The 13482-nt window shown below is 68.6% G+C and carries 10 protein-coding genes; 7 read left to right on the top strand and 3 right to left on the bottom strand.

Features of this window, described 5'->3' with window-relative positions; all coding sequences use genetic code 11:
* Positions 1-6 precede the first annotated feature (6 nt).
* The 6 genes from NI25_RS39330 to NI25_RS00025 all read left to right on the top strand — a co-directional run bounded on the left by NI25_RS39330 (position 7) and on the right by NI25_RS00025 (position 9265).
* Positions 7-3822 (top strand): hypothetical protein, encoded by a 3816-nt coding sequence (locus NI25_RS39330; protein WP_158508425.1) that lies wholly within the window; start codon positions 7-9, stop codon positions 3820-3822.
* Between the two features lie 265 nt (positions 3823-4087).
* Positions 4088-4738: a DUF6308 family protein gene (locus NI25_RS00055; RefSeq protein ID WP_233520660.1), complete on the top strand. Its 651-nt coding sequence runs from the start codon at positions 4088-4090 to the stop codon at positions 4736-4738.
* A 180-nt stretch (positions 4739-4918) separates the two neighbouring features.
* The gene (locus NI25_RS00050) at positions 4919-5743 is read left to right on the top strand and encodes a hypothetical protein (RefSeq protein ID WP_233520659.1); all 825 of its coding nucleotides are present in this window, start codon (positions 4919-4921) and stop codon (positions 5741-5743) included.
* Positions 5740-6096: a tyrosine-type recombinase/integrase gene (locus tag NI25_RS39865; RefSeq protein ID WP_233520658.1), complete on the top strand. Its 357-nt coding sequence runs from the start codon at positions 5740-5742 to the stop codon at positions 6094-6096. Before NI25_RS00050 ends, NI25_RS39865 begins: the two co-directional genes overlap by 4 nt.
* Before the next feature lie 627 nt (positions 6097-6723).
* Entirely contained in the window at positions 6724-8658 is a 1935-nt protein-coding gene (locus NI25_RS39860; protein ID WP_233520657.1) for a tyrosine-type recombinase/integrase, read from the top strand.
* Positions 8659-8686: 28 nt separating this feature from the next.
* Positions 8687-9265 (top strand): DUF6262 family protein, encoded by a 579-nt coding sequence (locus tag NI25_RS00025; protein ID WP_061440424.1) that lies wholly within the window; start codon positions 8687-8689, stop codon positions 9263-9265.
* Positions 9266-9312: 47 nt separating this feature from the next.
* Here the strand turns inward: NI25_RS00025 and NI25_RS00020 are convergent, their stop codons facing one another.
* From NI25_RS00020 to NI25_RS00010, 3 genes are all read right to left on the bottom strand, one after another.
* The gene (locus tag NI25_RS00020) at positions 9313-11979 is read right to left on the bottom strand and encodes a DEAD/DEAH box helicase (RefSeq protein WP_078884460.1); all 2667 of its coding nucleotides are present in this window, start codon (positions 11977-11979) and stop codon (positions 9313-9315) included.
* A 31-nt stretch (positions 11980-12010) separates the two neighbouring features.
* Complete coding sequence (locus tag NI25_RS00015; RefSeq protein ID WP_148315096.1) at positions 12011-12430, bottom strand: hypothetical protein; 420 nt, start codon at positions 12428-12430, stop codon at positions 12011-12013.
* An 84-nt stretch (positions 12431-12514) separates the two neighbouring features.
* Complete coding sequence (locus NI25_RS00010; protein WP_061440422.1) at positions 12515-12856, bottom strand: hypothetical protein; 342 nt, start codon at positions 12854-12856, stop codon at positions 12515-12517.
* Positions 12857-13103: 247 nt separating this feature from the next.
* On the opposite strand from NI25_RS00010, the gene NI25_RS00005 reads away from it, so the two are divergent.
* On the top strand, positions 13104-13400 hold the full coding sequence (locus NI25_RS00005) for a hypothetical protein (RefSeq protein WP_061440421.1): 297 nt from the start codon (positions 13104-13106) through the stop codon (positions 13398-13400).
* The last annotated feature ends 82 nt before the right edge of the window (positions 13401-13482 follow it).

Genomic DNA, 13482 nt, shown 5'->3' with positions numbered 1-13482 from the left:
CGCCCGTTGACGGATGTGTTCGCGGCGGGAGAGATCCGGGCGGTTCGTTTGCTCGTGATCGATGGTGCAGAAGCCGTCCTGGAGGGTCGCCGTGATCTGCTGAGGGACGTCGCCACTGCTGCTTTCAGGGCCGGGCTCGGAGTGGTTGCCGTGACCCGCAGTGACGGGGCCACGCGGGTGCGCGAGGTTGTGCAGTCCGCCGCAACGCAGGCTGACCGCCCCGAAACGGTGGCCCAGCACGTCGTATCACGGCTCACTCTCGACGAGCGTCGCCAGCTCGCCGAGACCTTTCACACCTTGATCCGCTTCAGCGCCGACACGCGAGCCGATTGGCTGGTCGGTCGGCCGGGCCTGGTCGATGTCCTGCTGCGGGCCGGCACCGTCACTGAGACCAGCACGCTGCTGTCCGAAGCCGATGTGTTCGTCGCCGTCTGGAACGGACTCGTCCGAAACGGCGAGGAGTACCTTCCCGGAGGCGCGTCACCGGACGAGCGGGAACAGGCCGTCCTCGCCGTTGCCCGCCGCGCGCTCAAGCTGCCGGACAGCCCACCCGCCGCTGGTGCGTCACTGCCGCGACTGCGATCCGACGCGGTCCTGCGCCCCCCGGCCAACCCCGCGTTCGCCGCAGGCGACGAGTTCGCCACCGACCTAATGCGCGACTTCGCCTTGTGTCGCCTGTTCTTCATCGAAGGATGGGAGCCCTTGAGGAAGGCCGGAGCGCCCCGCTGGGCGATCCGCGCGGTACGACTCGCCTGCCAGGCGAAGCTGCTCGCCGGGGACCGAGCAGCCGCCTGGCGCGAACTGCACAGCGAATTCCGGCAGCTCGGTGAGGACGAGGGGGAGCGGTGGACGGAAGTTCCGATGGAAGCACTCCTCACCCTCGGCAACGCCCAGACCGCGATCGAAAACGTCTGGGACGACCTCGCCGCCGATGACCACCGCGGCCTCAAAACCCTGCTGCGCCTAGCCGACCTGCGCTACATCACCAGCACCGTCGCAGACCCGTTCACCCTTGCACCGGTGGTCGCCCTGACCTACTGCACCGACCGTGACTTGGGACAGAACGATGCATACCCCCGGGGGATGGGCAAGACTATCCGCGAACTCGTGCTGGCATGGCTGCGCGGCATGGCCCGCGACACCCAGGGGCCCGACCCGCTGCGCCAGCAGGTCCGCGATCGCGTCCTCGCCGCGCACCCGGAACGCTACGACGACTTTGCGGTCGAGGCACTCGCCACCCTGGGGCCCGACACCGACGAAGCCAGCGAGCAGTGGCTGCGGAACACAGCCGCCAAGGCCCCAAGCCACCTGGCAGCCGCCGTGGAGTCGCTCGGTGCCGTCTTCATGGCCCGGACTCATCCGCGACTGCTCCTGGACCTCACCGAGGCCTACTACATCCACCAGCCCAAGCGAAGCCGCTGGGGCGGCGGAGGACTGCGCGACGAGGGGATCCGCAGCCACCGCCACACGGGCTTCGGCCCGCCCTTCGCCGCCTGGCACTTCGGACCGTTCTACTGGCTTCTGCACAGCCTGCCCGGCGACGCCCTCGACATGATCAATCGGATGCTCGACCATGCAGCGGAACGTCGTGTCCGCACGCTCCACCAGCTCAGCTCGAACCTTGACGAGCTGGATGCCCCGCTCGAGGGAATCAGCCTCGACATCCCTGGCATCGGGCCTCGCCACTTCGTCGGCGACAGCCATGTCTGGGGCTGGTACCGCGCTTCGACCGTCGGCCCCTACCCGTGCATGAGCGCCTTGATGGCGGTCGAGCAGCTTGCCGACAGCCTTATCGCGGCGGGTATGCCCTACGAGAGGGTCGTGCGTCTGCTGCTGCGCGGCTGCAACAATCTCGCTATGGCCGGCCTGGTCGTCGGCCTGCTCGTCCGTCGTCTCGAAGACGCCGGGGATCTGCTGGATGTCTGGCTCACTTCGCCGGCAGTGTGGGGCCTGGAGAGCTCGAGGACGACTACCGAGGGCCACTTCCATGTGCGGGGACCGGCGCTGGACGATGTGGCCGGTGCCGACCGGCGCACGACGCCCCCGCGCGAAGTTGCCGCTGATCTGACTCAGCGTGCCATGGTCGCAGGAGATCAGGCACGGCTGGACGCTTTGGCCGAGGTCGCCGACCGACTGGTTGCTACCGCGCGAGCCGAAGCCGGCGACAACTCCGACGGGCAACTCACCAGGGTCCAGGGGTGGGCGTCACTGCTGCGGTCGGAAAACCATCCCGCCTACCGGACTAACGACATGGTCGTCCTGCAGTACACGCCTCCCGCGGAAGTCGCCGAGCAGTTCGCTCCGCTCGCCGCCCAGGTCGCAGCCGGCAGTGAAGCGCTGCGCCTGCAGCACACCTACGGCGACTACGACAACTGGCCCGAAAAGTGGCAGGCCGATGCGCTTCTCGCTGATCTTGCGCTCGCGCGGAAGGTCGCCTCCGATCCACCCTTGTTCGGCACCCTGCATCCGCAAGACGCTCCGACCGCCGTCGCGGCCGCCGCCGTCGTCAGCCACGCTCGCGGGCTCGCGGTCGTCCCCGACGACGACCTGCTATGGGCCGCCGACAGGCTCCTCACCACCCCTACGACCGCGCCCCCCGGCAGCAGGGACGACGACAGCTGGGTATATCCGATGGCTGCCTCCGGCTCAGCCGCCCGCGCCCTCCCCTCTCTCCTCCTCGCCCAGTTCGATCACCTCGGCATCGCGCAGGACCGCATCGAACAGAACACCATCGCCCTGGCCGCGCTGCCAGACGGCATCCGCACCCTCTTCGCCGCTGGCTGCGCCCCCGTGTGGGAGTCCCCCTGCGAAGCGGACAAGGACACGGACACACCCTGCCGGCGCCACCAGCCCCTGTGGGCCGCCGTCCAAGCAGGCCTCGGAGGCTGTCGCCTCGGCCCCTGGCGGTCAGGAAACCGTCAGCCGGAGTTCCTGCCGCCCCCCTACTCCGACACTCTGCCCGCCGTTCCGGCCACCGACCTGCTCGTGAACCGGCTTGCCATGCCGATCGCCTGCACAGCCGCCGCCCGCAGTACCACCTGCCTGGCCGAACAGGCCACCCTCCTCCTCCCGATCCTGATGGATGCGCACCGCAACGGCGCCGACCACTGGATGACCGAGGGCTACGCCGGATACGACAGCCCCGAGCGCGAACTCGTCGTCCGCACCCTCATCACCCTCGCCGCCGCAGGCAGTACGGAACCCCTCACCACGCACTTGCGGACGTTCGCTGACAACGCCAACGCCCTGCAACAGCTACTGCACGACGCCGCTACCCTCTTTACCTACGACGCCCCGCTTCGCGCACTTCTCCCAGCAGTGTGGCCGCTGATCCTCACCACCACGCTCGATGCTCTTGACGCAGGCGCCACCCTGCGAGCGGACAACAGTCGCTGGGCTGAGTACGCCATTGCTGCACTGCTTCCCACTCCACAACTGCGCACCTCCGACCTCAACCCCGACGACACCCTCAACCGCGCGAACCGCGACTGGCTCGCACCCAGCGCCATCAGCGACGCGACCGAACGATGGCTCGACCGGGCCCGAGGCGAGGCCAAGGCCGCCGATACGTTGGCACGTTTCGCCCGCACCACCCCGTCCACCTGGCAGTATGCGACAGGCCTGCCATGGCTGGAACACGTGATCGACGGCCGCTATGACGCCTTCGCCAACCACTGCTGGAACGTCACCGGCTGGCTCACCGAACTCCGCGAAACCGGGCTACCTGGCACCGCTGCTCTGAGCCGATGGCGCCGCGTTGTCGACGGCCTCGCCGCCGCTGGCGACCGAGAAGCTGTCGAGCTTCAACGCATCGACGAGTAATGCCGACCAGCCGCCAGCGGCACTCTCAAGCCGATGTACAACCCCCTCAAGCCTTGTGGCGAGCCGGTCGGTGGGTCACGCAGGGGCACCGGCCGCCATCAGCTGGTGGAGGAACTCCGGTGTGGCTGCGGCAGAGCGTTGACCAGATGCTTCTCGGGCAGGACCTTCTGGCGCTGCTCACCCGCTCACGAGCTCGACGAAGGACGGAGTTCTCATGGCCTCTCCTACCGCTGCGCCCGGTGTATCTGGTGGGGCGTCGTCGCCGTTGGGGCAGCGGCTGCACGGACTGCTGAGTTCCGAGCGCGTTGTCGGTGACCTGCGGCATTACTTCGGCATGGGCCTGCCGCCCGGCGCGGTGGTGTTCACCGGCAGTCGGTTCGAGCATCTGGCGGGTGGGGGAGACCGGCCGGACGTTGCCGACCGGGTCACGGCGGAGGACTTGGTCGCGGTGCAGACGTTGTCGGTGACCGTTCCGGCGTCTGTCGCGTTGGATCTTCTGGAGGGCCCTCTCGGCGTGCGGCTGTCCGGTCTGCTGCACGCCATTCCCAGGGACATCGACATGGTCGACGCCGAAGCGGACGTCTTGGTCGAGGGCTCGCCGGCGGACCAGGCCTGGCACCTCCTCTGCGCCCAGCGCGGAGTTAACAGGGTCATCGCTGGCAAGCTCTTGGCTCGCAAGCGTCCGCGGTTGTTGCCGGTCTACGACCGTGTGGTGCGCTGCGCTCTGGGCCGCCCGCGCCCCTCGTTCTGGCTGGCGCTGCATGCCGAGCTGCGCGCGGACGACTGCGCCCTGCATCGCCAGTTGCTCGCGCTGCGCAAGATCGCCGGGGTGCCGGAGACGGTGAGTGCGCTGCGGGTGTGCGACGTGGCGGTGTGGATGGGGCACCGGGCGGAGGGGCACGCCTGTCCTCGCTGACGTCGGCAGCGAAATTGCTCCTGCGGCGTTCTGGCGTGTGAGGGTGACGGACTTTACCAACCGTCGCCGGGGTGTGTGGGACGTTCGTGTGGAGTGGTCCGTGGGGGTGGGGGAGGGGTGTGGACTCGGGACCGGAAGGTGCCGCCGGCGGGGTGGTTCCCGGTTCGGAGGGGGCGGTACATGATGGATAGCCGACTGGTGGTGGGCGACTTACGAGTGCAGGAGATCGTCCGTGCCGACGGGCGGGTCTGCTACACGGTCGTGGATGCGGACTGCTCGGTGGTGGAGGAGGCGGACGGGTTCCTGCGTACCTGCCGGGCGGGTACGGACCGGACGTACGCGTATGTGCTGGTGGATCATCTGCGGTGGCTGCGGTTCGCGGGCCTGGACACAGAGTCGGTGTCGCTTGAGGACCTACGGCACTACATGGCGGCCCTCGGGGCGGATTACCCGGGGCCGTTCGGTCTGCCGTGGCGGGAAGGCAAGCGCCCCTACGGACACAGCACGTTGAAGACCGCGGCGGCCTGCCTGAAGGGCTTCTACCTCCACCTGGGCACCCGCGGCGTGAACCCGGCACTGGCGGAGGCACTGCGCGTTACCCGTTTGCCGACGCGGGCGGACCGGCGGCGGGCGATGCTCGGACACGTCCTGCACAGCATGCCCGCGAACCCTCTGGCTCCCGCGGAGCGGGTGCGTCGGCATCCGAAGATGTTGCCCGAGGGTGCCCGGGATCTGTTGCTGGGGGCGGCCTCGTGCGCGCGGGACCGGATGGTGGTCACGTGGCTGGCCGACGGTGGGTTCCGGATCGGCGAGCTGTGCGGGCTGCGCCTGGTCAATCTGCACCTGCGGGAGCAAGCCGCGTGCGGTCAATGCCGGGGGCCGCACGTGCACCTCTGCCACCGCGAGGACAACACCAACCGGGCCCGGGTCAAGACCAAGACGCCCTGGACCTGGCAGGACAACGCCGTGTGCGGGGGTACGGTGCGCCGGGCGAGCCGGCGATGATCCACACCTACTTCGAGTACATCACCACCCAGTACCCCGCCCAGACTGCTCACGGAATGCTCCTGGTCAGCCTGCACGGCCCCTCCCGAGGCCAGCCGTGGACCACCGCTGCGGCCCGGGGCATGCTGCGCCGGGCCGCAGCCCGTGGTCAGATCGGCCGGGTGGTACCGCACGCCTTCCGGCACAGCTTCGCCACCGCAGTGCTGGACGCCGCACGGGGCAATGCGGTGATCGCACGGGAGGCCGGCGGCTGGGCCTCGGCCGCGACCGTCGAGCAGGTCTACGGCCACGTGGACGTCCACGACCCGGTCTTCACCGCGGCGCTGGAGCAGGTGTGGGGGACACGGCCGTGATCCCGCTGACGCTGCTGCCCGGCCGCACCGACACCACCCGCATCGGCCGTGACCGGCTCGAACTGCTCACAGCCCTCATCGAGGCCCCCGCATTCGACCCGCTCTTTCGCGACACGCTGATCTTCATCCCGCCCCAGCACCCGGTCTACGCCTGGCAGTGCGCCATTGACGGCTGCAAGCGCATCCGCCGGATCAGCCACAACCTGTGCAACACACACAACCTGGAGTGGGAGCAGGCCGAACAGACGGGGCAGACCAAGCGCGCCTTCATGGACGCGGCCACCGCCCTGCCCGCCGCGCGGGGAGTGGACTACGGCCGGTGCCTGATCTGCCCCGACCGCCCGGCGATCAACCCCACCACCCGGCTGTGCCAGCAACACCAGACCAGGTGGCAGTACGGCGAGGCCGCCGACATGGACCGAGACCAGTTCGAGCAATGGGCCCGCACCCAGCACCCAGCACCCACTGCCCGGCTACGGCCTGTGCCAGGCACGCTGCCCCTTCCTGGCCTGCACCTCACTGGGCCTGTGCCTCCAACACCTGAACCGGTACAAGATCGACAACCGTCCGGGGGCAGCCCGGTCGCAGAACTTACGCGGCCCCCTCAAGGACGGCCAGCCGCTCCCGGTGACCTACGGCGACGAGAAGGCATTCCGCGCCTGGTGCGCCACTGCGGAGCCGGTCACGCAGCCAGGGCTGGTCAACCTCCACTGCCTGCCCGCGCTGCTGCGGGCCGAGATCCAGTGGGGCCTGCATGCCCACGCCCAGTCCGCACAACACTCCGAATGGACCACCAACGGCATCAGGAATCTCGTCAGATACTGCTGGCGAGGCAGCATCACGTCCCTGATGGACCTGCACGACGCCGACTTCAAAGACCTGACCCGCAAGCAGATGGACTCCGAAGTCCGCAAGATCATCCGGGAGATCATCAACGGCCTGCGCTGCGTCTACTACAGCCCCTCAGACACCAAGGACGCCGGCTTCCTGGAAACCGATCACTTCGGACGACGCTTCAAGAACGCCCAGAGCAACTTCGACATCACCGCCGTTTCCCAGCGGTGGCTGCGTGACCTGCTCTGGATCACCTCGCCGAGTGGCTCAGACCCCCGCAGTGCCCCCGCTCCAGAGGCCCCTTCGACCAGATGCGCCGCGCCGCCGTCGAACTGGGCGCCTTCCTCCAAGCCGACGCCCCCGACGCCGGCCACGACCCCACTGTGCTGCGCCGTGAGCACCCGAGCGGTTTGTCGCCGACCAGCGCCACCGCGCCCGCCACGGCCTGCCGCCCCTGGGCATGGTCCTGGTCGACGGACGATCCCCCACCGTCACCGACCTGAGCTGCCAATTCGTCTTCAACCAAGCCCGCAAGCTGCTCTACAGCGCCATCACCGCCGGCCACGCCGAACGCCTCGGCATCGACACCGGCTTCCTGACCGCCATCCCCTTCGGCGGCACCGGCCTCAAGCAGCGTTCCCGCAGCCCTTCAGCGACGACGTCGCCCGCGCGCTGACCGACGAGACAAACCTGCGCCGCCTGGAGGAACTCGACCTCAACGACCGTGGCCTGCGGGACATCTGGGAGACCATCGTCGCCACCGGACGTCGCTGCAGCGAGGTCGTCGGACTGCGGCTGGACTGCATCGGCCGCTACCGCGGTCTGGCCATGCTGTGGCACGACCAGACCAAGGTCGGCAACTACAACGAGGGCATCCGCATCCCCGAGCCCATCTACCAGCGCCTCGATACCCGCCGCACCAAGACACTCCAGCTCTTCGAAAAACGCTACGGCCGCACCCCAGCAGCCGCTGAACGCCCCGGCCTGGCCCTGTTCCCCTCCCGCATCCGCAACCCCAACGGCCGACAGCCGATCTCCTACGGACACTTCAACCAGCGCTTCAAGACCTGGATCGCCGACCTCGACCTCGGCGGCGCCTACGTCGCCCACCAAGCCCGCCACACCCTCGCTACCAACCTGCTGCGCGCCGGCGCCACACTCACCCACATCCGCCGCTACCTCGGCCAGCTCTCCGAACGCATGGCCGAGCACTACGTGAAGATCACCAACAGCGACCTCGAAGACGTCCTGAACACCATCTGGGTAGCCGGGCCCGGCGCCCCAACCCAGGCAAACTCCTCTCCTGCGACACCACCCCCATCAACCGCGAGACAGCCCTGGCCCTGGCCCTGGACCTCTCCCGCCGCAGCACCCCCGCCGACGGCGGATTCTGCACCTACCAACCCGTCGTCGACGGCGGATCCTGCCCCTGGAAACTCGACTGCGAGAACTGCGACAACTTCGTCCTCTCCGCCGCAGACCTCCTCTACTGGCGACGCAAAGCCGAACAGTGGCGATCCATCGCCGAGAACGCCCCCGACGATGCCACCGCCGACTACCTCCACACCGTCTTCGAACCCACCGCCAAGGCCATCAAAGGACTCGAGCAGGCCCTGGCCGCCCTCGGCATCCTCGACGAAGCCCTCACCCTCGACCTGCGGCGCCCCCAGGACTACTTCCACCGCACCTGGAGCACCGCTTTCCGCGCCCGCGATCTCGCATCACTGAAGGCCCCCGACGACGCCACAGGACAGGCATGAGCACTTCCCGCACAGACGCGGCCGTCCGAGCCCGCCGCCAAGCCACCCAAGAGATGCTTCAACGCCTCCAAACCGCCCTGGCGGCCGCAGTCCGCGACCATACGCCTGTCACCGTCGCAGCCCTCGCCCGTACCGCCCGTGTCTCACGCACTTTTCTCTACCAAAACCAGCAGGCCAGAGCCCTGATCGAACAGGTCACCCGCACAAGCAGACCCCAATCCGGCACCTCCAGCAGCCGCAGCCGCACACACCCCGCCTGGAGGGAGCGCGCCCTCAACGCCGAAGACGCACTCACCCAGACCCAGCGCGAAATCCGCACCCAGCGCACCCGCATCGCAGAACTCCTCGGCAAGATCCGCGACCTCGAACACGATCTCCCCGAAGGCTCACTTCAACGGATCGTCACCGAGAACACCACGCTGAAGCAGCACGTACGACAACTCACCCAGGACAACCAGCGCCTCCAAGAGCGTCTAGCCAGCGCCCGCCAGAACAACCGCTTCCTGGACAAACACATCGCAGATCTTGAAGCCCAACTCGCGCCGTACCTCACCACACCACCCCCGCGTCCCTGACCCAACCTCGGATCGATGCCAAACGAGAGGGCCCTGGCCGAGGACCGTCAGATCCAGTCGATGCCCAGCTTCCGCAATGCGTCGAGCTGGTCCTGGGTGAGCTTGTCCCGCCTCGATTTGGTGTTCGAGACCCACACACCCAGCTTCACGGTCACTGGCTCCGCCCCGCCGTCGATCACGATCTCCTCGGCATGACCACGCGGTACGGGCCGGTGAGAGCCTTCCCGTTCGACCCACTGGGTGAGGGCTGCCAGTCCGCGCTGAAAAGCCTGCTGGGCCTTGCTCCCCTTTGCCGCGCCCTTGATCGTTGGGGCGGGAGGCGGCTCCTGGGCGGGCTGTACGCCCAGCTTGGTCAGCCGGTCCTGCTGCTCGCTCGACAGCAGTCTCCAGTTCCGGCGTTGCCGATGGAGCCATCGTCCGATGTCGTCGCCGTCCACCTGTACGCCGGGTGCGATGTCGGGCAGGACTCCGTCGGGTTCATCGGCGGCGAGGTGGGTGAGGTGGCGGTAGTGGCGTTGCCAGCCCAGTGGCCAGGGACAGTCCCAGTCCGGGTCGATCCCGGTCAGCTGCGCGGCGCGTGTCTCCGCGCGTTCGGGGTTCTTGCCGAGGCCGCCCTTGCGACGCAGGTTCGCCAGAAACTGCCCGATCGGTACGAGGTCCTCGGTCTCGCTCTCGCCCCAGACCGCGTCTTGGCGGGGTGCGAGGTGTCCGGTGGCGCGCCGGTAGGACCGGAGCACGGCGAGCTTGGTTTCCCAAGCTTCTTCGCTGGGCTCCCAGACCATGCCTGCCTCGGGGGCGTCGAGGAGCTTCTTGCGCCGCGGTTCGAGTTCCCCGGCCCGTAGCGCTTTGCGCTGCTGGTGCACCCATCGCCCCAGCGGAAAGGCCTTTGTGACGCCGACCCCGGTCTCCGTGTCGTAGGGAACGGCGTGCAGCCCGGTGATCTCGTTTTCCTTCCGCCAGCGCAGCAGCGCCTGGTAGCCCTCCAGCCAGACCAGGGATTCGGGCCGGTAGACGCGGGTGCGCAGGAACGCCGCGATCGTGGCCGCGTCGCGCGGGCTGGAGAAGTGGAGCAATGCGGACTCGACCGCACCGTCGGTGCCGCCCTCCTGGTCCTCGCCGGCGTCCCCGCCGCTGGTTGCGATGATCCGCCCGTCGGTGTCGCGCTGGATGTGGGTCTTGCGTTTGCCGCTGGTGAGCGCGCGGGAGGCGAGCTGCTCGACGAGTCGTTCATCGTGGGAGCGCAGGCCTTGGACGACAGCGACCAGCCCGGCATACGAGGCGCTGGCGACCATGTCGGTGGGGTCTTCGCCGGGCCGAAGGAAGACGGGCACGATGATCCGTGCGATCTTCGTGGAGCCGTCCTGGTTGAGTCGGAGTGCCCGGCCGATGTTCTGGACGATCTCGACCTGTGAGCCGCGGGTGTCGGCGAAGCAGATGGCCTCGACGCCGCGTTCGCCGGTGATGTCGACGCCTTCGCCGAGGACGCGGCAGCTGGCGAGGAACGCCCGGTGGACGCGCCGGCCCTCTGCGTCGATGCCGTTGGCGAACTGGCGGAGGGCTTCGCGTCGTTCGGTGACGAGGTGGTCGCCGCACAGCCACGCCGACCACACCCGCTCCGGCGGCACGTGCCGGCCGGCTTCCAGCTCGTAGAACCCAGCGCCGATCGACGACGCGGGCAGCTTCTCCGCGGCCGCCAGGTCCTCGCCGGAGGCATCGCGCGCGTACAGCTCGGCGGCCGTCTCCGGCAGCTTCTCCGCGAACGCCGCGGCCTCCTCGACCTTCTGGTGGAACGTCATGACCGTACGCAGGTTGTACGCCGCGGCGTGCTCCAAAAGTGCGGTCTGCAGCAGCGCCAGGCGCCGGCCCCGCCGCGCCTCCTCTGACTCCCCGACGATGGGGGAGGGGTCGTGGATCTCGAGGACGTCGATCTCGAACCCGGCGAGGATGCCCCGCTCGATCGCCTCCGAGAGCCCCAGTTCGGCGCCGGGAAGCCAGGCCCCGAAGGTGCCGTCCGGGTCGTCGGCCATGCTCGCGAGCTCCACCTCCATCCCGCCCGCGCCCTTCTGCGGGCGGGGCGCGGCGAGGATGCGCGGGGTCGCGGTGAGGTAGAGCCGGTAATCGGCGGGGATCCGCTGGTTGTCGTGGATCGCCGCCCACGGCCGACCAAGATCACCTGCGGTTGAGTGGGCTTCGTCGATGATGGCGAGCGCGAAACCGTCCATCTGCTGTCCATACAGCCGCTCCCCGCCCGCCAGAGCGGCCTCCAGCGGCCCACTAACCTTCCCCTGGCCCATCGGGTCGTCGAAGTCCTCACGGTCCACCAGCGAGGCATACGTAGCGAACACGACCACCGGCCCGGTTCCAGCCCACAGCGCCAGCTGGATCGCATTCGTGGTGCTGCGCACCCCCAGCGCGCCCAGCACCGGGTCGTTCTCCAGCGAACACACCGCCACCATCGGCGCCCGATGCCCGACCGCCCGCCACGCCTGGGCGGTCTGCACGAGCAGGTCCAGGGTCGGCACGGTCACGAGGATCCGCCCGCCCGGGAAGCACTCCAGCGCGCTCGCGGCAGCCGTGATCGTCTTACCGGATCCGGTGGCGGACACCAGCGTGCCCCGAGCCCCCTGCTCGAGAACAGAAGATCTTGCAAAGAATTTGACCCATTCCCGAATGGCCTTTTTCTGGGTCACCTGATGTTCCCGGAGGCTGATCACAGATTTCTACCTTTCCTTTTTCCGGGCAAAATCAGGTTCTTCCACCACGTGCTCGAAGAGCCCCCGCTCCCGTCGGGGCAGGAGCGGGGCGGGGATACCTGTCTGCCCCGCCGCGTGCAGGCAGCTCGTCCTCGAAGTCGCAGGCGGCCAGGGCCTTGAAGCCACCGTGCCACAGCGCTTCGAGCACGGCCGTGACGGCCTGAACCACCTCGGCAGGCGTCCCCTCGGGGGCCTCGCACTCCAGCACGGTCGGCCACTGAAGGAAGTCGAAGGGATGGGCGCGCCGGCCTGCGGCATAGTCATTGCGCTCGCCGTACACGCGCACCGGCCCGACAGTCAGCTCCGGACCGTCGTCCTCGATGAGACCGAGGGCGCCTCGAAGCCGGCCCAGGACCCGCGGGGCAGCCTCCGCGTCCACGTAGATCGAGGCGTCGCCATAAGTGGAGTCCAAGCCGAGGGACGAAGGCCCGCGATCATTCGGCACGCGCACTCCCTGGAGTTTCCGCCGGTGCGAGGGCGAGGAAGCGCGATGCTTTCACCGGCCGAAGCGGCCCTTCTTCGGAGGCTCGGCAGGGACCAACTCCTGTACGTGGACGAGTTCGGCCACACGGATGTGCAAGTGCTCCCTGGACGTGGTCGGCGACTTGTCGCCCTTGCTCCAGGACGACACGGTCAACTCCACAAGCCAGCTCGTCGGTGAAGTGCGGAAGACCAATCGGCCGGACCGGCTGGAGTCAGTGCCGTACCTCGGGCGACGTGTACGAGCGTTCTCCTCGGCGCGCGCAACAGCCGCCTCCTCTCCGCCTTCGACGGCGATCTTGTCCACCAGTTCACACTCCCCGTAACTGACCCGCTCCACCAGCACGTACCAGCCCACAACCCCGCTCCTCCCCAAGCACGGCGACCACCGCCGCCGCTCAGCTCGACCGGTATCCAGGTCATCAGCCCGCTGCAGCGCTAAGTATCGAGGCTGATATGACCTGCTACCGGGTGTCCCCACTTTGCGCTAATGCTACATGCTGCATCACATTGAGAGGCAGTCTTGTGAGACTCCCTCGACAGATCCCTCCACGAGATCCCGTCCGACCTGATGGGCATCACGCATCGGGGGTACACGGTGCCGCATGGCACCGAAGACCGAACGCATCCAGTTCCTGCGGGCCGTGCGGCAGTTGCGCCGTATCCGCTCCTTCTACGCTGCGGCCATCCTGCTGTGGACGGGGACGACTGCCTGGACGGGCTGGCAGGCCCCGGGGAGCCGGCAGATGTGGGTGTCCGTCCTCCTCCTGGCCGTCTTCGCCGTACTGCTCGTCACCGCGAGCCTCGCCCTTCGCCGCCTCGCAGTTCCCGCAACGGGCCGGCCCGCGCACCACGCTGCCCCGCACAAGCTGCCAAGCACCCGCCGCCACGCCCACGCCTGAGAGCCCGTCACCCTTGCTCGCGGAGCACGGCCAGGCCCCGACCACGCCTGCCGGGCGGAGCCATGTGGTCTGTTCACAGTCT

The sequence above is a fragment of the Streptomyces sp. CCM_MD2014 genome (assembly GCF_000772045.1).
In the GTDB taxonomy this organism is placed as follows: Bacteria; Actinomycetota; Actinomycetes; order Streptomycetales; family Streptomycetaceae; genus Streptomyces; species Streptomyces salinarius.
The sequence above is the reverse complement of the archived record's forward strand: the minus strand, read 5'-3'. Positions and strand labels throughout refer to the sequence as shown.

Bases quoted from the DNA above. Each gene is read 5' to 3' on its own strand.
- NI25_RS00050 (WP_233520659.1), top strand. From the start codon at position 4,919: ATGATGGATAGCCGACTGGTGGTGGGCGACTTACGAGTGCAGGAGATC.
- NI25_RS39865 (WP_233520658.1), top strand. From the start codon at position 5,740: ATGATCCACACCTACTTCGAGTACATCACCACCCAGTACCCCGCCCAG.
- NI25_RS00025 (WP_061440424.1), top strand. From the start codon at position 8,687: ATGAGCACTTCCCGCACAGACGCGGCCGTCCGAGCCCGCCGCCAAGCC.
- NI25_RS00005 (WP_061440421.1), top strand. From the start codon at position 13,104: ATGGCACCGAAGACCGAACGCATCCAGTTCCTGCGGGCCGTGCGGCAG.